General features: G+C 74.7%; 16 protein-coding genes. 7 read left to right on the plus strand and 9 right to left on the minus strand.

The window, feature by feature from the left end; all coding sequences use genetic code 11:
• Position 1: 1 nt before the first annotated feature.
• The 4 genes from WJX68_RS13365 to WJX68_RS13380 all read right to left on the minus strand — a co-directional run bounded on the left by WJX68_RS13365 (position 2) and on the right by WJX68_RS13380 (position 5,665).
• Complete coding sequence (locus WJX68_RS13365) at positions 2-1,753, minus strand: indolepyruvate oxidoreductase subunit beta family protein (protein ID WP_340290459.1); 1,752 nt, start codon at positions 1,751-1,753, stop codon at positions 2-4.
• Positions 1,753-3,921 (minus strand): thiamine pyrophosphate-dependent enzyme, encoded by a 2,169-nt coding sequence (locus WJX68_RS13370; RefSeq protein WP_340290462.1) that lies wholly within the window; start codon positions 3,919-3,921, stop codon positions 1,753-1,755. The genes WJX68_RS13365 and WJX68_RS13370 overlap by 1 nt, the downstream gene beginning before the upstream one ends.
• A gap of 105 nt (positions 3,922-4,026) precedes the next feature.
• Complete coding sequence (locus WJX68_RS13375; RefSeq protein WP_340290465.1) at positions 4,027-4,287, minus strand: hypothetical protein; 261 nt, start codon at positions 4,285-4,287, stop codon at positions 4,027-4,029.
• Positions 4,288-4,324: 37 nt separating this feature from the next.
• A complete protein-coding gene (locus WJX68_RS13380; protein WP_340290468.1) occupies positions 4,325-5,665 on the minus strand; it encodes a phenylacetate--CoA ligase family protein in 1,341 nt (446 codons plus the stop codon).
• Positions 5,666-5,901: 236 nt separating this feature from the next.
• Here WJX68_RS13380 and WJX68_RS13385 point away from each other — a divergent pair, with 236 nt between their 5' ends.
• From WJX68_RS13385 to WJX68_RS13400, 4 genes are read left to right on the plus strand one after another with little or no spacing between them, the layout of a single operon-like run.
• Positions 5,902-6,741, plus strand: a complete 840-nt coding sequence (locus WJX68_RS13385; RefSeq protein WP_340290470.1) for a fumarylacetoacetate hydrolase family protein — start codon at positions 5,902-5,904, stop codon at positions 6,739-6,741.
• A complete protein-coding gene (locus WJX68_RS13390) occupies positions 6,738-7,196 on the plus strand; it encodes a cupin domain-containing protein (protein ID WP_340290472.1) in 459 nt (152 codons plus the stop codon). Before WJX68_RS13385 ends, WJX68_RS13390 begins: the two co-directional genes overlap by 4 nt.
• Entirely contained in the window at positions 7,193-8,083 is an 891-nt protein-coding gene (locus WJX68_RS13395) for an acyl-CoA thioesterase (protein ID WP_340290474.1), read from the plus strand. Before WJX68_RS13390 ends, WJX68_RS13395 begins: the two co-directional genes overlap by 4 nt.
• Positions 8,080-10,371 carry a bifunctional salicylyl-CoA 5-hydroxylase/oxidoreductase gene (locus tag WJX68_RS13400; RefSeq protein ID WP_340290476.1) on the plus strand — a complete coding sequence of 764 codons (2,292 nt, stop codon included), beginning with the start codon at positions 8,080-8,082 and terminating at the stop codon, positions 10,369-10,371. Before WJX68_RS13395 ends, WJX68_RS13400 begins: the two co-directional genes overlap by 4 nt.
• Before the next feature lie 22 nt (positions 10,372-10,393).
• On the opposite strand, the gene WJX68_RS13405 is transcribed toward WJX68_RS13400, so the two are convergent.
• The 5 genes from WJX68_RS13405 to WJX68_RS13425 all read right to left on the minus strand — a co-directional run bounded on the left by WJX68_RS13405 (position 10,394) and on the right by WJX68_RS13425 (position 16,399).
• Positions 10,394-11,542 carry a serine hydrolase domain-containing protein gene (locus tag WJX68_RS13405; protein WP_340290479.1) on the minus strand — a complete coding sequence of 383 codons (1,149 nt, stop codon included), beginning with the start codon at positions 11,540-11,542 and terminating at the stop codon, positions 10,394-10,396.
• Positions 11,543-11,636: 94 nt separating this feature from the next.
• The gene (locus tag WJX68_RS13410; RefSeq protein ID WP_340290482.1) at positions 11,637-12,485 is read right to left on the minus strand and encodes a tryptophan 2,3-dioxygenase; all 849 of its coding nucleotides are present in this window, start codon (positions 12,483-12,485) and stop codon (positions 11,637-11,639) included.
• Positions 12,482-13,705 (minus strand): kynureninase, encoded by a 1,224-nt coding sequence (locus WJX68_RS13415; protein WP_340290485.1) that lies wholly within the window; start codon positions 13,703-13,705, stop codon positions 12,482-12,484. Before WJX68_RS13415 ends, WJX68_RS13410 begins: the two co-directional genes overlap by 4 nt.
• The gene (locus tag WJX68_RS13420) at positions 13,702-15,573 is read right to left on the minus strand and encodes a helix-turn-helix domain-containing protein (RefSeq protein ID WP_340290487.1); all 1,872 of its coding nucleotides are present in this window, start codon (positions 15,571-15,573) and stop codon (positions 13,702-13,704) included. Before WJX68_RS13420 ends, WJX68_RS13415 begins: the two co-directional genes overlap by 4 nt.
• 25 nt (positions 15,574-15,598) lie before the next feature.
• Positions 15,599-16,399, minus strand: coding sequence for a FadR/GntR family transcriptional regulator (locus WJX68_RS13425; protein WP_340290571.1), 801 nt, complete (start codon positions 16,397-16,399; stop codon positions 15,599-15,601).
• A 251-nt stretch (positions 16,400-16,650) separates the two neighbouring features.
• Here WJX68_RS13425 and WJX68_RS13430 point away from each other — a divergent pair, with 251 nt between their 5' ends.
• Genes WJX68_RS13430 through WJX68_RS13440 form a run of 3 tightly spaced genes read left to right on the plus strand, consistent with a single transcriptional unit; the run spans position 16,651 to position 19,801 of the window.
• Entirely contained in the window at positions 16,651-18,045 is a 1,395-nt protein-coding gene (locus WJX68_RS13430) for an MFS transporter (RefSeq protein WP_340290490.1), read from the plus strand.
• Positions 18,042-18,599, plus strand: coding sequence for a MaoC family dehydratase (locus WJX68_RS13435; RefSeq protein WP_340290493.1), 558 nt, complete (start codon positions 18,042-18,044; stop codon positions 18,597-18,599). Before WJX68_RS13430 ends, WJX68_RS13435 begins: the two co-directional genes overlap by 4 nt.
• A complete protein-coding gene (locus tag WJX68_RS13440; protein ID WP_340290496.1) occupies positions 18,596-19,801 on the plus strand; it encodes a CaiB/BaiF CoA transferase family protein in 1,206 nt (401 codons plus the stop codon). The genes WJX68_RS13435 and WJX68_RS13440 overlap by 4 nt, the downstream gene beginning before the upstream one ends.

The following is a 19,801-nucleotide window of genomic DNA, read 5'->3' on the forward strand; positions in this document are numbered from 1 at the left end:
GTCAGTGCTTCCCCTTCTTCGACGGGACGGTGGTGGGCAGCCCGGCCCCGGACAGCTGCGCGCGCAGGGCGGCACCGTCCTCGTCGGACAGGGCCGCGGAACGCAGGCGGGCGAGCGTCGCGGCCGCGTCGGGGCGGCCGCGCAGGCCGCAGGCGGCCTGGCAGAGCAGGGCGAAGCTGTCGTCGCCGTGGGCCCAGGTGGCGCCGTAGCCCTTGAGGACCTTCTGGCAGACGACGATCTCCGTGGCGAGCCCGGCGTCGTCGGCGACGACGTCGAGCGCCAGTGCGGTCCAGGCGTCGATGGCCCGCTGCTCCTCGACGAACCGCAGCGAGCGCGGCCGCAGCGGGCGCATCCGGGCCATCGTCGCGAGCATCGCGTAGCCGCGCACCGAGGTCGTGTTCAGCACCATGCCGTCGCGGGTGACCCGGTCGACGGCGCGGGTGAAGGCCTTCGAGCGGCGCAGCACCTTCCCGAGCCGGTAGGGCAGGGTGTCGGTGATCTCCTCGGCCTGCGGGTGCAGGTACTCGCGCACCTGCGACAGCTGCGCCGCGCTCACCCCGGCCTCGTCGCGGACCCGCTCCAGGCGTCGGGTGCGGGTCTTCTGCAGCGCGACCTGGATGGTGTCCTGGTAGCACATCCACAGCGCCAGGTGCCGCGCCGCCTCGGTGGTCAGGCGGGCGTCGCCGTAGGGGTCGGGGTCGACGGCGGCGAACGCGCGGACCCGCTCCAGGTACCGGGCGGCGTAGCCGAGGTCCTGGTAGACCCCGGTGCGCACGAGGCCGTGCAGGACGGTCGAGCGGGCCGCGGCGGGGAGGTCGCCCACGGTGGCGGCGAGCGGGCGCAGGTCCGGCCCGACGAGCGACCCGGGGTCGGTCGCGGCGACCGCGGTGCGCCGCGCCTCCTCGCGCGCCTTGCGCTCCTCGGTCGACACCGGGCGGGGCCCGATGCTGATGTCCACCGGAGCCGGAGCGGCGGCCGGGGCCGCCGTCGCGGGCGGGGCGAGCGCGACGTCGACGGGCCCGGTCCCGGTCCCGGCGGAGTCGGCGTCGGACTGCGCGACGGCGAGGGCGGCGCGCGCCGCGTCGACGCCACCCGCGAAGGCGGCGAGGCTCGGCCCGACGCCCTTGCCGGCGTCGCGGATCGCCTGCTCGAACTGCTCGCGGGTGAACGGCAGCGCGCCGGACCCGGCGAGCGCGCCGAACAGCGCCGCGGAGATGACGCTGCGGTGCTCCTGCGCGATGGCGGCGAAGTCCGCGGCGACCAGGCTGCGCGCGGCGCGGCCCGCGGCGGCGACGAGCTCGGCGGAGTCGACGCGGCCGTCGCCCAGGTGCATCTTCTCGTCGATCGAGTAGACCCGGTTGGTCGAGGTGATCAGGGTGGTGCGGTCGGGGGTGGCGAAGCCGCGCTGCACGGCACGGCCGCACTCCATCAGCTCCGAGGCCACGACGACGTCGACCTCCCCGGGCGCGGGGAACACCGACAGCACCGGCTCCGGGCGGCCCGCGTCGTCGTGGGCGGCCACCGGCGGGTGGAGCTCGGCGTAGTAGACGGTGGCGCCGGTGCGCTGGGCGACACCGGCGACCGAGGTGGTCTGGGCGTGGTAGCCGGCCGCCTCGGCGACGGCGACCACCCAGTCGGCCAGGACGCCGCCGCCCTCGCCGCCCATCGCCAGGATCGCGAGGGTGATCGGGCGGGTCCCGGCGTACCAGGACCCGGCCGCGGTGCCGGTCGGTGCGGGCATGACGGTGGGCATCAGACGGCCTCCATCCGGGCGGCGCGACGCTCCAGGCCGCGCCCGACGAGGGTGATCCACCACGACCGGGCGCGGGCGCGCAGCCGCTCGCCGACGGTGGGGTTGTCGACGACGTCGGTGCGGTAGAACGACGGGCACAGCACCGCGGCGTGGGCGTTGTTGCCGCACACCCCGCAGCCGACGCAGGAGTCGAGGACGGTCGCGATCGGGTCGGTGCGCAGCGGGTCGGGGTTGTCGGTGATCGTCAGCGACGGGCAGCCGGAGATCCGGATGCAGGCGTGGTCGCCGGTGCAGGTCTCCGGGTCGACGCCGAACCGCTCGCGCACGACGCGCTCGCCGCGCTCCAGCTTCGCCGCGCGGTCCTTCTTCACCCGGCGCTGCCGGTTGAGCTGACACTCCGACTGCATGACCAGCAGCTCGGGGCCGCGGTCCTTGCGGCGGAACGCCTTGAGGAAGGTGTCGCGCACCCTCGCCACGTCGTAGGTGTGGTCGATGGTGGTGGCGTCGGTGATCCCGAGGCCACGGGCGGCGGTCTCGATGGGGTGCTTGGTCGACCGGCGTTCGGAGTCGGCGTGGCTGGACAGCACGTCCTGTCCGCCGGTGGCGGCGGCGTAGTCGTTGTCGACCACCACCATGAGCTGGTCGGACTTGTTGAACACCGCGTTGCCGATGCCCGAGACCAGCCCGTTGTGCCAGAACCCGCCGTCTCCCATGATCGACACCGGGCGCCTGCCGGAGGTCCCGCCCGCCAGCGCGGACGAGCCGGCCGCGCCCATGCCGTAGCCCATCGTCGTCGCGCCCAGGTCGAACGGGGCATTGATGGCGAACAGGTGGCAGCCGATGTCGGCGGAGATCTGGTGCTCGCCGGTCTCGCGCTCGGCGAGCTTCAGGCCGGCGAAGATGGGCCGCTCCGGGCAGCCGGTGCACAGGCCGGGCGGGCGGGGCCGCACGACCTCGGCCGCGACCCGCGGCGCGAACGGGCTCGCCGGGTCGCCCGGGTCGAGCAGCAGCGACGGCCGGTGGGTGACGACCTCGGGCGCGTACTTGCCGAGGAACGACTCCAGCCCGCGGGTGATGACCTGCGCGGTGTACTCCCCCGACGGCGCCAGCATGTCCTTGCCGTGCAGCACGGCGGGGACGTCGGCGCGGCGCAGGATCGCGTGCAGGTTCTGCTCGATGTAGTCCGGCTGCCCCTCCTCGACCATGATCACGGCGCGCTTGCCGGTGGCGAACTCGACGATCTCGGAGTCGACGACCGGATAGGTCACGTTCATGACGTAGGTCGGGACGCGGGTGCGGCCGAACGCGTCCGAGCAGCCCAGCAGCTCCATCGAGCGGTTGAGGGTGTTGTAGAGCCCGCCCTGGACGATGACGCCGACGTCGTCGGCGGTGCCGTCGCCGGGGAACAGCTCGTTGAGCCCGCGCTCGCGGACGAACTCCACCGCCCGCGGCCAGCGCGACTCCAGCTTCTCCCGCTCGTGGGCGAACGACGCCGGCGGCAGCACGATCCGGTCGACGCTGCGGCGCGGGGCGTCCGCGGCCTGCGCGACGGTCATCGGGGGCCGCACGTTGTCCTTGGCGACGAAGCCGCCGTGCAGGTGGCAGGAGCGCAGCCGCAGCTCCAGGAACACCGGGGTGTTCGAGGCCTCGGACAGCTCGAAGCCGGTCTCGACGGCGTTCACGATCGCGGTGGTGTCCGGGCGCGGGTCGAGCAGCCACATCTGCGACTTCATCGCGAACGCGTGCACGCGCTCCTGCATGATCGAGGAGCCCTCGCCGTAGTCCTCGCCGAGGATCACCAGCGCGCCGCCGGTGACCCCGCCGGAGGCCAGGTTGGCCAGCGCGTCGGAGGCGACGTTCGTGCCGACCGGGGACTTGAAGGTGATCGCGCCGCGCAGCGGGTGGTGCACCGACGCGGCGAGCATGGCCGCGGCCGTCGCCTCCGACGCGGAGTTCTCGAACCGGATGTCGAGCTCGTCGAGGATCTCGCGGGCGTCGCCCAGGACGTCCATCAGGTGCGAGATCGGCGCGCCCTGGTAGCCGCCGACGTAGGCGACACCGGACTGCAGCAGCGCCTTCGTGACGGCGAGGATGCCCTCGACGTGCAGCGTCTCGCCGGCGCCCGCGCGCAGCTTCTGCACCTCGGCGGCGAAGGACCGTTCGGCCATGGCCGTCCTCTCGTCGTGGTGGTGGGGGTACTTCGGATGACGCTAGGCACTGACGGCGGCCACGCCTATCCCGTGGGCGTGCCCGCTGTCCGGTGGGCGCTGCGCCTACACGTCCAGGTCGGTCAGGTGCTCGAAGCGCAGCCCCAGGTCGGTGACGGCGACGGCGACCGGCGCCAGCGCGGCCCGCAGGTTGGCCGCGACGCACGGCGGGAGGTCGTCGCGCCGCAGGGCCGCGACGATCCGGTCGTAGATCTCGAGCAGGGCCCGCTCGGCGTCGTCGAGCGGGGCGCCGAGCAGGTCGCCCGGCGCACCGCCGGGGGTGGTGCGCGGGGCGTGCGCGGGGGTGGTCGCGGCGGTGGTGGTCATGGCGGGCTCCTCGCGGGTGGGCCGGGCGGGGCCCGGGTCAGACGGCCGGGCGCAGGTCGGTGAGCCGCCGGGCCTTCAGCTCGAAGCGGGGCAGCTCCCCGGTGGCCGCGCGGCGCACCCGGAAGCGCAGGCCCTCGTGGGCGTCGGCGAGCTCGGCGCCGACCCGCTCGGACAGCAGCGCCCACGCCGTGTCGTCGACGGTGGTGGAGGGCTCGAGCAGCAGCTCGATCTCGTCGCGGTCGCCCGGGCGGGAGATGCGGATCTGGAACTCCTCGACCCCGTCGAAGCCGCGCACGATCGCCTCGACCGCGCCCGGGTAGACGTTCGTGCCGCGGACGAGCTTCATGTCGTCGACCCGCCCGATGATCCCGCCCTGGTAGAGGTCCCAGGTCCGGCCCGAGGTGGTGGCGGTGTGCGGGACCCGCACCACGAGGTCGGCGGTGCGGTAGCGGATCAGCGGCGTGGTGGACCGGCCGAAGGAGGTGCAGACGCGCTCGCCGCGCTCGCCGTAGCCGATCTCGCGACCGGTCGCGGGGTCGATCACCTCCTCCAGGAGGTGGTCCTCGATGACGTGGCAGCCCCCGGGCTGCTCGGCCGGGGTGAACATGACGATGGTCGACACCTCGGTCATGCCGGCGGTGTCGAACGCCTGCGCACCCCACTTCCGCTCGATCAGCGCCTTGGTCTCCGGGATGGACCCGGCGGGCTCCCCGGACAGGATCACCCGGCGGACCGGGCCGTTCACCAGGTCGATGCCCAGCTCCTCGGCCTCGGCGGCCAGGCGCAGCGCGTAGGTCGGGGTGGACGCGACGACGGTCGCGCCGAAGTCGTGGATCTGGCGGACCCGCTGGGCGGTGGTCTGCGCGCCGCCGGGGACGGTCAGCGCGCCGATCTTCTCCAGCCCGTTGTGCAGGCCCCAGAACCCGATGAACGAGCCGTACCCGAACGCGACGTAGCCGACGTCGTGCGGGCGCACCCCGGCGCCCCACAGCGCGTAGCACCACATCTCCGCCGACCACGACCAGTCCTTGCGGGAGTCCAGCGCGCGCAGCGGGGTGCGCCCGGACGTCCCCGAGGTGGTGTGCAGCCGGATCGCGCGGTCCGGGCCGGTGACCGGCAGCTCCCCGAACGGCGGATGCGCCTCCTGCGAGGCCATCCACTCCTCGCGGGTGAGGAACGGGATGCGCGCCAGGTCGTCGCGGGTGCGGATGCGGTCCGGGTCGACGGCGGCGAGGGTGCGCCGGTAGTGCGGGCTGCGGGCCTTCGCCCAGGCCAGCACGCGACGGAGCTTCGCGAGCTGCAGCTGCGCGAGGTCCTCGCGCGCCATCAGCTCGGTCTTGGGGTTCCAGAACGGCTGGTCGGTCACCTGGTGGGCCACGGGGTCCCCTTCTCCCGGCGAGCGCCGTATATCGCGAACGTGACGCCAGTCATCAGAGCATGAGCCATAGCGCGCGGGCAACCCCCGTACGCGCGCCGGATCACGCGGAGATCAGCACGTCGTGGCCGCGGGACGCGGATGCTGTCCACTGGACGCAGGTCACACTTCCGACCTTGCCGCCGTCACTGCATCGTGTTTCAGTAGTCAGCGTCATCGATACGACATAGGAGGTCGGCATGCGTCTGGCGACCCTGCGGACCGGCGGTACGACCGTCGCCGCCGTCGCCGCGGGCGGCAGCTGGGCGCCCCTGCCCCACCGCGACGTCGGTGCGCTGCTGCGCGACGCCGACGGCCTCGCCACCGCCCGCGCGAGCGCGGGGCCGGGGCCGCTGCCCGCCGGCGCCGACCTCGCCCCGGTCGTGCCGCACCCGGCCAAGGTCGTGTGCTGCGGGCACAACTACGCCGGTCACATCCGCGAGATGGGCCGCGAGCTGCCCGCCCACCCGACGCTGTTCACGAAGTTCGCCGACACCCTCACCGGGCCGGCCGACACCGTGACGGTGCCGGGCCTGGCCGCGGACCTGGACTGGGAGGCCGAGCTGGCCGTCGTCGTCGGGGCGCCGCTGCACCGCGCGACCCGCGACGGCGCCGCCGCCGCGATCGCCGGGTACACCGCCGCGAACGACCTGTCGGTGCGGTCCTGGCAGCGGCACACCGGCCAGTGGCTGCCGGGCAAGGCGTTCGACGCGACCACCCCGCTCGGGCCGGTGCTCGTCACCCCCGACGAGCTCGACCCGGCCGCCGGGCTCGCGCTGACCTGCCGGGTGAACGGCGAGCGCGTCCAGTCCGGCGACACCGCCGACCTGGTGTTCGACGCGCCCGCGCTGCTCGCCTACATCTCCGCCTTCACCCGGCTGTCCCCCGGCGACGTCGTGCTCACCGGAACCCCCGCCGGGGTGGGCGCCGCGACGAGCCCGCCCCGCTTCCTCGCCGACGGCGACGTCGTCGAGGTGTCGCTGCAGGGCGTCGGCGTCCTGACCACACCGATCCGCATCGAGTTCGAGGAGTGCGCATGAGTGAGCAGAGCAAGCAGGACGGCACCGAGCTCGCCTGGTCCGCCGTCCCCGTCGTCACCCGCGCGGGGTCCGAGGACACCGGCACCGGCCAGTCCGGCGGCTGCGTGCGCGTCTCGGGCGTGTCCCCGCAGCACACCCCGGCCACGAGGATCTGGTTCGGACGCGTCTCCAACGAGCCCGGCTACCGCTCGCTGCCCCACCACCACGGCGAGGCCGAGACCGGCGGCTACGTGCTGAAGGGCACCGGCCGCATCTGGTTCGGCGAGGACTACACGCAGTGGATCGAGATGACCGAGGGCGACTTCGTGTTCGTCCCGCCGTTCATGCCGCACGTCGAGGGCAACATGTCCACCACCGAGGAACTGGTGTGGCTGACCTGCCGGACGCCGGACAACATCGTCGTCAACCTCCCCGAGGTCGACGACGCGAGCCTCGAGGGGTACCGCCGCGCATGAGCACCCAGCACACCACCCTCATGCCCGCGGAGACCGAGCGCTCCGTCGCACCGCTGCTGGCGGCGCTGGACCTGACCAAGGACGGCGACGACGCGTTCCTCGCCCGCCACCAGGTCATCCCGTCGGGGCGCGCCTACGGCGGCGAGCTCGTCGCGCAGGCCGAGCGGGCCATGACCCTGACCGTCGGCGACGACCGCCGCGTCGCGAACCTGCACGGCTACTTCCTGCGTGCCGGCGACGTGCACACCCCGACCCGCTGGGAGGTCGAGCGGGTCCGTGACGGCCGCGGGTTCTCCCACCGCGCGGTGCGCGGCCTGCAGGGCGGCAAGGAGATCTTCCGCGCGATGGCCCAGTTCGCGGTGCCCGCCGCGGGCGCCGTGGAGCACGCCGACACCCTGCCCCCCGAGGCGGGTGACCCCGGGGAGCTGCCGAGCACGGCCGACGTGCTCGTCGGCGCGGACACCCGCGACGCCGAGTACTGGCGGTACCACCGCTCCTTCGACGTCCGGCACCACCCGTCGGCGCTCTACACCGACGCCTCCGGCGAGCGCGTCGCCCGCCAGACGGTGTGGCTGAAGGCCTGGGAGCCGCTGCCCGACGACCCGGCGATCCACCGCAGCGCGCTGGCCTACGTCTGCGACTACACCCTGCTCGAGCCGGTCCTGCGCCGCCACGGCGCCGCCTGGGCCGACGACGGCGTCGTCACCGCCAGCCTCGACCACGCCATGTGGTGGCACCACGACGGACGCATGGACGACTGGGTCGCGCTGGTCCAGACCTCGCCGGTGGCCACCCGGGGCACCGGGCTCGGCACCGCCCGCCTCTACTCCGCCGACGGCCGCCTGCTGGCCTCGGTCGTCCAGGAAGGACTGGTGAGTCTCCCGTGAGCGCCCACTCCATCGCCTCGGTCGGCGGCGGCCCCGGCGGGCTGTTCTCCGCGATCCTGCTGAAGCGGTCCGACCCGTCGCGCGAGGTCGTCGTCTACGAGCGCAACCGCGCCGACGACACCTTCGGCTTCGGCGTCGTGTTCTCCGAGGAGACCCTCGACAACATCCGCGCGGCCGACCCCGAGTCGCTCGACCGCATCGCCGCGGAGTTCCGGCACTGGTCGGCGATCGACGTCGACGCGTTCGGCGTCCGCGAGCGCAGCGACGGCCACGCCTTCGCCGCGCTGGAGCGCAAGCGCCTGCTCGGCATCCTCGGCGAGCGCGCCGCGGAGCTCGGCGTCGCGCTGCGCTTCTCCACCGAGGCGCCGGACCTGGACGTCCTGCGCCGCGGGCACGACCTCGTCATCGCCGCCGACGGCGTCAACTCCCGGATCCGCGAGGCACTGGCCGGCGAGTTCCGCCCGAGCCTGGACCGGCGCACCGCCCGCTACGTCTGGTTCGCCACCACCCGCCCGTTCGACTGCTTCACCTTCCAGTTCGTCGAGACCGGGTTCGGCCTGTTCTGGGCGCACGTCTACCCCTTCGACGGCGAGCGCTCCACGTTCATCGTCGAGACCGACGAGGCCACCTGGGAGCGCGCCGGGCTCGCGGAGTTCGCCGCCGCCGAGCGCCGTCCCGGGGAGAACGACGAGCGCTCGATGCGGTTCTGCGAGGAGGTCTTCGCCGACCTGCTCGACGGCCACGGCCTGATCGGCAACAACTCCGGCTGGCTGTCGTTCGGGGTGATGCGCAACGAGTCCTGGCGGGCCGGCAACGTCGCGCTCGTCGGCGACGCCGCGCACACCGCGCACTTCTCCATCGGCTCGGGCACCAAGCTGGCGCTGGAGGACGCGATCGGGCTGGCCGCCGCGGTGGACCGGGAACCCACCGTCGAGGCCGCACTGAAGGCCTACCAGGAGGACCGCAAGCCGGTCGTGGAGTCGCTGCAGCGTTCCGCGCAGACCAGCCTGGAGTGGTTCGAGGGCGTGCGGCGCTACCGCGGGCTGGCCCCCGAGCAGTTCGTGTTCCAGCTGCTCACCCGCTCCCAGCGGGTCACCTACGACAACCTGAAGCTGCGCGACGCCGGCTACGTCGGCCGGGTCGACTCCTGGCTGGCCGACCGCACCCGCGAGCAGGGGCTCGAGGTCGAGACCGGCACCCCGCCGATGTTCCACCCCTACCGGCTGCGCGGGATGACGCTGCCCAACCGGATCGTCGTCTCGCCGATGGCGCAGTACTCCGCCGTCGACGGCGTGCCGACCGACTGGCACCTGGTGCACCTCGGCGGGCGCGCGCAGGGCGGCGCCGGCCTGGTCATGACCGAGATGATCTGCACCTCGGCCGACGGCCGGATCACCCCGGGCTGCCCCGGGCTGTGGACCGACGCCCAGCGCGACGCCTGGGCCCGGGTCGTGCGCTTCGTGCACGAGGACACCGACGCGAAGATCGGCGCCCAGATCGGGCACGCCGGGCGCAAGGGGTCGACCAAGGTCATGTGGGAGGGCATCGACGAGCCCCTGTCCGACGGCAACTGGGAGATCCTGGCGCCCTCGCCGGTGCGCTACCGCCCGGACAGCCAGGTCCCCCGCGAGGCGACCGAGGCCGACCTGGACCGGGTCGTCGCCGACCACGCCGACGCCGCCCGCCGCGCCGACGAGGCCGGGTTCGACATGATCGAGCTGCACTTCGCGCACGGCTACCTGGTGTCCAGCTTCCTGTCCCCGGTGTCGAACCGGCGCACCGACTCCTACGGCGGCAGCCTGGAGAACCGGGCCCGGCTCGGCCTGCGGATCCTCGACGCCGTCCGGGAGGTGTGGCCGGCCGACAAGCCGGTCAGCGTGCGGATCAGCGCCACCGACTGGGTCGAGGGCGGCTTCGACGGCGACGACGCCGTGGCCCTGGCCCCGATGCTGGCCGCGCACGGCGCGGACGTCGTCGACGTCTCCACCGGCCAGACCAGCACCGAGGCGAAGCCGGCCTACGGGCGGCTCTACCAGACGCCGTTCGCCGACCGGATCCGTCAGGAGACCGGCGTCCCGACGATCACCGTCGGCGCGGTGTCCAGCGTGGAGGACGCGAACACGATCATCGCCTCCGGCCGGGCGGACCTGTGCGCCATCGCCCGCCCGCACCTGGTGGACCCGTACTGGACGCTGAACGCGGCCCTGGACCAGGACTACCGCGGGCACGCGATCCCGAGGCAGTACCGCTCGGGGCTCTCCGCGCGGCGCCGGGCCCAGGTGCCGTGACCGGTACCGGCACCGGGTGCGCTCACCAGGTCGGCAGGGAGCCCGGGTAGAGCGCGTTCACGATCTCGCCCCACACCTGCTGGCTCGGGACGGCCTCCGCGTCGGAGCCGTTGCCGGCGACGACGACGGTCGCGCCCCGGCCCGGCAGGTGGAAGGTGAGGTTGCTGTAGCCGAAGATGGCGCCGTCGTGACCGACCCAGTCGCCCAGGCGCAGCACGCCGAGGCCGTACTCCAGCCGGACGCCGGTGTCGGTCAGCGGGGTCCAGGACCTCCGCAGGCGTGCGGACCCGGCGGAGAGACCCGTGCCCGAGGCGAGCAGCCCGGCCCAGCGGGTCATGTCCGCGACGTCGGACACCATCGCCCCCGCGGCGCCGGGCACCGCGGGGTTCGACTCGGTGACGTCGCGGTAGCCGCCGGGCGGGGGCGGGGACGTGCCGTCGGTCAGGTAGCCGCGCAGCACGGGCGCGGGCAGCCCGTCACCGGTCGGCCACCACGTCGCACGCAGCCCGAGCCCGCGGGCGAGCCGGGTCAGGACCTGGGCCTGCGGGCGGCCGGTCACCTTCTCGAGGAGCATGCCGAGCAGCACGTAGTTGCTGTTGACGTAGACCGTGCGGCGGTCGGGCGCGGTGAACTCGCCGGCGTGCGCCCGCATGATCGCGAGCGACCGCGCGTCGGACCAGGGCAGGGTGGGCTCGGCGGTGTAGCGCCGCAGGAACCCGGCGTCGGCGATGAAGTCGTAGGCCCCGCTGCGCATGCCGAGCAGGTCGCGCACGGTGATCGCCTCCCCGCGGGGGACGCCGTGCACGTAGCGGGAGATCGGGTCGTCGAGCGCGACCCGCCGCCGGTCGACGAGCCGGAGCACCGCGTCGGCGGTGAAGGTCTTGGTGACGCTCGCGATCCGGAACCGGCTGTCCGTCCGCAGCGGCGCGCCGCCGTCGTCGGCCGCCCCGTAGGCCTTCACCAGGGCGCCCCGGCGCGGGTCGGCGATGCTGACGAGCACCCCGGTGACCCCCGCGGCCAGGCCGCGCCGCGCGGCGGCGTCGACGGCCGCGACCTCCTCGCCGGTGAAGCCGGCCGGGGCCGCGGGCCCGGCCGTCGCGACGGGCGCGGTGCCCCACGCCGTCATCAGGACCGCGGCGCCGACCCCGCCCAGCAGTCCCCTCCGGCTCATCGCCATCGTGACCTCCCGGGCGGCTCGGACGACCGCGATCACCCTCCCGCCGGGCGATCCGGCGGACAAGCCGCCTTCCGGACGCCGGTACCGGCTACAGCGCGGTCCGGACGGCGTAGAGCTCCGGGAAGAACGTGAGGTCCAGCGCCCGGCGCAGGAAGTCCCGGCCGCTGGACCCGCCGGTCCCCCGCCGCACCCCGATCGTCCGCTCGACCGTCTTGAGGTGACGGAACCGCCAGAGCTGGAAGTTCTCCTCGATGTCGATCAGCTCCTCGCAGGCCTCGTAGACGTCCCAGTGGGTGTCGGGGTCGGCGTAGACCTCGGCGAACACCGGCACGAGGTCCTCGCGGTAGGTGTGGGCGAGGGTGACGTCGCGGTCGAGCAGGTCGGCCGGGATCGCGGCGCCGCGCCGGGCGAGCAGCCGCAGGAACTCGTCGTAGAGGCTCGGCCGGTGCAGCGCCGCGTCCAGCAGCGCGTGCGCGGCCGGGTCCGCGCCGAACAGCTCCAGCATCGCGGCGTCCTTGTTGCCGAGCAGGAACTCCACCGCCCGGTACTGGTAGCTCTGGAACCCCGAGGAGGTGCCCAGCGCGCCGCGGAACTGGCCGTACTCCGAGGGCGTCAGCGTCGCCAGCACCGACCACTGCTCGATCAGCGTGCGCTGCACGTGCTTGACCCGGGCGAGGCGCTTGAGGGCGAGCGCGAGGTCGTCGGCGGCCATGTCGTCGGCGGCGGTGCCCAGCTCGTGCAGCACCAGCTTGAGCCACAGCTCCGAGGTCTGGTGCTGCACGATGAACAGCAGCTCGTCGTGGTGCTCGGGACGGCTGCGCGGGTGCTGGGCACCGAGGACCCGCTCCAGGTCGAGGTAGCCGCCGTAGGAGAGGTTCTCGCGGAAGTCGCGGACGACGCCGTCCTCGATCGGGCGCGTGCCGTCCCCGCCGCTCACCGCGCGACCTCCTCGGCGAGGGCGGTCATGCCCGCCAGTACCTCGGCGAAGGAGGTCGACAGCGGGGCGAGCCCGATCCGGATGCCGTCCGGGGCGCGGAAGTCCCCGATCACGCCGCGCTCCCACAGCCGGGCGTTGACCTGCTCGAAGTCGGGGCGGCGCAGCGTGACGTGCCCGCCGCGGCGGTCGGGGTCGCGCGGGGACGCGACGAGCACGCCGTGCGGGGTGAGCAGCGCGTCGGCCAGGTCGAGCGCGAACGACGTGAGGCGCAGCGACTTGGCGCGGACCGCCTCGATGCCGGCCCGTCCCAGCTGCTCCAGGCCGGTCTCCAGCGGCACCGACGCGAGCACCGGCGGGGTGCCGGACAGCAGCGAGCGCACGTCCGGGGCGGGTTCGTGCCCCGGCCCCATCGCGAACGGGGTGCGGTGGCCGAACCAGCCGGTCACGGGCTGGCGCAGGGTGCCGATGTGGCGGGCGGCGAGGTAGCCGAACGCGGGGCCACCCGGGCCGCCGTTGAGGTACTTGTAGCTGCAGCCCACGGCCAGGTCGGCGCCCCAGTCGTCGAGCCGGACGGGGACCGAGCCGACCGAGTGCGACAGGTCCCAGAGCACGAGCGCGCCGGCGTCGTGGGCGATCCGGGTGATCGCCGGGGCGTCGGCGAGGAACCCGGACCGGTACGCGACGTGCGACAGCAGCACGAGCGCGGTGCCCGGCCCGGCGACCCCGGCGACCTGCTCGGGCGTCACCCCCGACGCCGGGTCGGCCTCGATCCAGCGCAGCGTCGCGCCGCGCTCGGCCGCGATGCCCTCCAGGACGTAGCGGTCGGTCGGGAAGTTGTCGGTGTCGACGACGATCTCGGTGCGCCCGGCGGCGACGCCGTGGTCGACGGCGGCGCGGGCCAGCTTGTAGAGCAGCACCGTCGTCGAGTCGGCGACGACGACCTGTCCCGGCGCGGCGCCCAGCGCGACGGCCCCGAGCCGGTCGCCGAGGGTGCGCGGCCGGTCGACCCAGCCCTCGTCCCAGCCGCGGATCAGCCGGGTCCCCCAGTCGGCGTGCACGAACCGCTCCATCCGCTGCGCCGTCGCGCGCAGCGGGCGGCCCAGGGAGTTCCCGTCGAGGTAGGCGACGACGCCGTCGGCGGGCAGGAACTCCGCACGCAGCGCGGCGAGCGGGTCCGCGGCGTCGAGCCGGGCCGCCTCGGCCTCCAGGTCCGGGGTCACGGTGTCTCCTTCCGTCCGGGGGCGCCCAGCCGGTGCAGCCGCAGCGCGAGCTGCAGCTCCAGCCCGCGGTCCGGCTCCTGCCAGCCGGGGCCGAGCAGGGTCGCGACCCGGTCGAGCCGCTGGGCGACGGTGTTGACGTGCACGTGCAACGCCGTCGCGGCCCGCGTGGGGCTCGCGCCGGCGGCGTAGTAGGCCTCCAGGGTGCGCAGCAGCTCGCTGCCGCGGCGCTCGTCGTGCTCGGCGACCGGGCCGAGCACGCCGCGCACGTACCCGGCGACGTCCGGGCGCTCACCGAGCAGCAGACCGGCGAACCCCAGCTCCGACGCCGACGCGCACTCCCCCTCGCGCTCCAGCGCCACGAGCGCCTCGGCCGTGCGGCGGGCCTCGGCGAGCGCGGTCGCGGCACCGTCGGCCGGGCGCAGCGGACCGGCCCCGCCGACGGTGACGGCGGCGTCGGGGTCCTGCTCGGGCGCGGGCCGGGCCAGCCGCGCCCCCGCGGCCGCCGGATCGTCGCCGGGCAGCAGCACGACGACGGCGCCGTCCTGCTCGGCGACCAGCCCGGAGCGGCCCCCGAGCACGGCGGCCTCGCGGGCCAGCGCCCGCCGGCGCGCGGGATGGCAGCGGCACACCAGCAGCACGTGCGGGCGACGGGCGGACACGCCCAGCGCGCCGAGCCGGGTCAGCGTCGCCGGGCGGGGCTCGGCGGGGGCCGCGAGCAGCTCGGCGAGGGCGTCGGCGCGGTCGAGCCGGTCGGTCTCGTCGGCGCGCTGGGCGAACAGCAGCACCAGCGCGGTCACCACGACCGCGCGCTCCACGGTGCGGACCTGCGCGGGGCTGAGCTCGTCGCCGGGACCGCCGAGCACCAGTGTCCCGAGCCGCTGGCCCCCGGCGACGACGGCGGCCGCGCGCACCCCGCGCTGCCCCGGCACCGCCACCGGGCGCCCGGCGCCGTCGGGCTCGCCGGCGCGGCGCACCGCGGCGGCGGTGTCCAGCCCGGGCGGCACCGGACCGTGGGCGGCGGCGGGGGCACCGTCGGCGTCGAGGACGGCGACCCAGCCACCCAGCAGGCGCCCGAGCGCCTCGGCGATGTCGCCGACGTCGCCGCCCTCCAGGACGACACCGGCGAACCGGTCGTGGGCGTCGGCGGCCTCGGCGATCGCCGCGTGCGCGCCACGCAGCTCCCGCAGCGTCGCGGCGGTGTCGGCGAGACGGCGGGTCTGCACCAGCGACACCGCGGCCAGCGCGGCCAGCGACCCGAGCAGCGCGACGTCCTCGGGGGTGAACGGGCGCGCGGACCGGTTCGCGGCGAACAGGACGCCCATGAACTCGTCGTCGACCAGCAGCGGGGTGCCGCAGATCCCGACGATGCCCTCCTCGGCGACCGCGGTGTCGATCTCGTCGGTGTGCCGGTAGCGGTCGTCGCCGGCGTAGCGGCCGGTCCAGTGCGGGGTGCGGCTGGCGGCGACGAGGCCGCCGAGCCCGGCGCCCAGCGGCAGCCGCAGCGTCTGGAAGCGGTGCGACACCGACCCGGAGGTGACCCGCATGAACGTGTCGCCGCGGGCGGGGTCGTACAGCGTCAGGTACGCGACGTCGGTGCCGAGCAGCGCGCGGGCGCGGCGCACGATGGCGTGCAGCACCGAGCCGGGGTCCACCTCGGACGCGAGGTCGCGGGCGATCCCGACCAGCGCGGCGAGCTCGGACTCGCGCCGCCGCCCGGCGTCCATCCCCGCACGGACCCGCAGCGCCAGCGCCCCGGCCTCCGGCTCGGACGCGGCGAGCTCGGCGACGGCGCGGTCGAGCTCGCCGGAGCCCGCGTCGCCGTCGGCCCGGTCGGCCAGCAGCCGGAGCAGGTCGAGGACGGTGCGCACGCGCCCATCCTGCCGTGCCGGGCGGTCAGTCGGACTTCCACGCTCCGGGACGGCCGTAGATGTCGCGCAGGTCGAGCAGGTGGCTGCGCATCGCCTCCTCGGCCTCGGCCGCCTCACCGCGCGCGATGTGCTCGGTGATCGTCGCGTGGCACGCGTCGACCTCCGTCCAGTGCTCGGCCGCGACGACGTGCCGGTTCAGCCGGGTGCGGAGCACGTCGCCGACCGGCTGGCCCATCATCGTGATCATCAGGTTGCCGGTGGCCATCAGCACCGTGGTGTGGAAGTCCATGTGCTCGACGAAGCCGCTGGGGTCGCGCGGGTCCCGCGGTGCCGCGGCGGCCGCCCGCAGCGCCTCGACCGTCTCCGGGGCGGCGCGCTGCGCGGCGAGCCGGGCCGCCGCGGGCTCGAGCAGCAGGCGGGCCTCCAGCAGGTCCGCCATGCCGAGCTGCGGGGTCGCGACGAGCACGCCGAGCGCACCGCCGACGTCCTCGACGAGCCGGGCCGGGTCCGGCGCCGCGACGAACGAACCGCCCTGCACACCACGCCGGGTCTCGATCAGGTGCTGGCTGGCCAGCACCCGCAGTGCCTCGCGCACGGTGGAGCGGCTGACCCCGAACATCCCGGTCAGCTCGGACTCGGCAGGCAGCCGGGTCCCGGCGGGCAGGGCGCCGCGCATGATCTGCGCGCGCAGCTCGTCGGCCACCTGCCGGTAGGCGGGCCGCACCCGCTGGACGTGCAGCCGCGCCGTCGGTGGACGGTGCCGGCCGCCGGGCCGCTCCTCCGTGGGCACGGCGACGCCGTCACCCGGGTCACCGGTCGCAGCCATCGTCACGCCCCGCATGTCGGTCCTCGCGCGCCGCGCGGTCCGCGGCACGCCTCAGCGTACCGGTCCGGCGATCGCGCGGCGCGGAACGTCACCCCATAGGTCGGACAGATCATCCTCTGCCATTCAGCCGGTTCGGATCGATGCGGCAGGGTTGCACATCAAAGTGTCAGACGTTTACGGTCCGAGGGCGGGGCCGGCCGGCTCCGCACGGTCGGCAGGCGCGCGACGACGCGCGCCGAGGGGAGCTCGTGATGACCGTGGACCCGTGCGGTGACCAGACCGGGACCAGGCCGCCGCCGGCTCCCGCAGCGGACCTGGCCGCGCGCCTCGACCGGATCCCGGTCGCGACCCCGACGCACCGGCGCTGGGTCGGCGTACTGGGCGCGCTGTTCGTCTTCGACCTCGTCGACCTCAACTCCTTCGCCTACGCCGCGCCGGCCCTGCGGGCCGAGTGGGGCCTGTCGATCGGCGCGGTCGGCGCGGTCACCTCCGCGGCGTTCGTGGGGATGTTCGCCGGCGCGATCGTCGGCGGCCGGCTGTCGGACCGGTTCGGACGGCGCCCGGTCCTGCTCGGCGCGGTGGTGTTCTTCTCGGTCTGCTCGCTGCTGAGCGCCCTGAGCTGGGACGCCTGGTCACTCGGCGTGCTGCGCGTGCTCACCGGGTTCGGCCTGCAGGCCACCACCGGGGTCCTGCTGGTCTGGGTGAGCGAGATGTTCCCGCGGTCGCTGCGCGGCCGCTACCAGGCCCTGCTGCTCGCCGTCGGCCTCGCCGGCATCCCGATCGCGGCCTGGCTGGCCCGCATCGTCGTCCCGCTCGGCCCCGGTTCCTGGCGGTGGGTGTTCGTCGTCGGGGCGCTCGGCGCGGTCGTCGCCCTGGTGGCCTGGCGGACGGTGCCGGAGTCGGTCCGGTGGCGCGCGGCGCAGGGCCGCCCGGCCGACCCGCGCGACGAACGGCTGGTCGCCCGCATGGAGGCCGAGGCCCGGGCGCGGCTCGGCACCGAGCTGCCCGAGCCCGTCGCCGACACCCCGGTACCGCAGGGCCGGCCCGCCGACCTGCTGCGCGGTGCGATGCTGCGCCGCACGGTGGTCGCCTCCACGGCCTGCGTGTTCCTGATCCTGTCGTTCTACGGCTTCAGCTCCTGGGTGCCGACCCTGCTCGTCGAGCGCGGCTACACGACCGCCGAGAGCCTGACCTTCGCCTCGGTGCTGGCCGTCGCGGCGGTGCCGGGCGCGCTGCTCGTCGCCCCCGTGGTCGACCGCGTCGACCGGCGGGCGGTGATCCTCGTCCTGCAGACGCTCTCGGCCGGGCTGCTCCTCGCGTTCGGCCTGGTGACCGACCCCGTCGCGATCGCGGTGACCGGCTTCCTGGCGGCGATGTCCATGCAGGCCACGGTGCCGGTCCTCTACACCTACATCGCCGAGGTCTTCCCGCTGCACCTGCGCGGACTCGGCTCCGGCGTCGCGAACGGCTCGGGCCGGCTGGCCGGCGTCGCCGGCGGCCTGCTCGTCGCCGCGACGTTCGCCGGGCTCGGCCTGACCGCCGTCTACGTCTTCCTCGCCGCGACGGCGCTGCTGCTCGGCCTGGTCATGGCCGTGTTCGGCGAGCGCACCACGAACCGCCGCCTCGAGGACATCGAGCGCGGATGACCACCACCCACCGGAAGGACGACGAGCACGTGACGATCACGCAGGGATGGCAGGGACGGTTCTTCGAGGACTTCGGGATCGGGGACGTCTACCAGCACCCGCTCGGCCGGACGATCACCGAGACCGACAACACCTGGTTCACGTTGCTGACAATGAACACCAACCAGGCGCACTTCAACCGGCAGGTCGGCGAGTCCTCCGAGTTCGGCCGCATGCTCGTCGTGTCGCCGCTGACGATCGCCGTCGCGATGGGCCAGTCGGTCATCGACACCACCCAGAACGCGTTCGCCAACCTCGGCATGGACGACCTGCGCCTCACCGCGCCGGTGTTCGCGGGCGACACGATCTGGTCGGAGTCGATCGTCCTGGACAAGCGCGAGTCCTCCTCGCGGCCCACCGCCGGGATCGTCACGATCCGCACCCGCACCCTCAACCAGGACGGCGTCGAGGTCCTCACCTTCCGGCGCACGTTCTACGTCCACAAGCAGGGCGCGGCGGGGGCCGCCTCGCAGTTCCCCCGGGCCGCGACCCCGCTGGCGCTGGAGCAGGTGTGAGGCCGCTGGCGGACGTCCGCATCGTCTCGCTCGAGCAGTACGGCGCGGGCCCGTTCGGCTCGATGCACCTCGCCGAGCTCGGCGCGGAGATCATCAAGGTGGAGGACCCGACGGCCGGCGGCGACGTCGGCCGGTCGATCCCGCCCTGGGCGCAGGACGACGACTCGCTGTTCTTCCAGTCGTTCAACCGGGACAAGGCCTCCATCACCCTCGACGTCCGCACCCCCGGCGGCCGGGAGGTGTTCCACGACCTGGTGCGCTCCGCCGACGCCGTCTACTCCAACCTGCGCGGCGACGTCCCGGCCAAGCTCGGGATCCGCTTCGACGACCTCAAGGACGTCAACCCGCGGATCGTCTGCTGCTCGCTCACCGGGTTCGGCATGACCGGGCCCCGCTCGCAGGAGCCCGGCTACGACTACGTCCTGCAGGCCCTCGGCGGCTGGATGTCACTGACCGGCGAGCCCGGCGGGCCCCCGCAGAAGACCGGGCTGTCGCTGGTCGACTACTGCGGCGGCTACGTCGCGGCGATCTCCCTGCTCGGTGCGATCCACGGCGCGCGCCGCGACGGCGTCGGCACCGACTGCGACCTGTCGCTGCACGACACCGCGATCAGCCTGCTCACCTACCCCGGGACGTGGCACCTGAGCGCCGGCTACGAGCCCGGGCGCACCCGGCACTCGGCGCACCCGTCGCTGGTGCCGTTCCAGGCCTTCGAGGCCGCCGACGGCTGGCTGGTCGTCGGCTGCGCGAAGGAGAAGTTCTGGCAGCGGCTCACCGTCGTCCTGGACCGCACCGACCTCGCCGACGACCCGCGCTTCGCGACCTTCGCCGACCGCGCCGAACACCGCGACGCGCTGCTGCCGCAGCTGGAGGCGCTGTTCCGCACCCGCACCGTCGACGAGTGGCTCGCCCCGCTCTACGCCGCGTCGATCCCGTGCGCGCCGATCAAGGACGTGGCCGAGGCGCTCACCGACCCGCACACCCTGGAGCGCGACCTGGTCGCCGAGACCCCGCACGACACCTTCGGCACCGTCCGCACCCTGCGCAGCGCGGTCCGGGTCGGGCCACCCGGCGCGGACCGCGTACCCACCCGGCCCGCGCCCGCGATCGGCGCCGACACCGACCGCGTCCTGCGCGACCTCGGCTACGACGACACCCGCATCACCGCGCTCCGCGACGCCGGCGCGCTGGGGAAGGACTGA

Origin of the sequence: Pseudonocardia spirodelae, from assembly GCF_037727765.1 — a bacterium.
Taxonomy (GTDB): domain Bacteria; phylum Actinomycetota; class Actinomycetes; order Mycobacteriales; family Pseudonocardiaceae; genus Pseudonocardia; species Pseudonocardia spirodelae.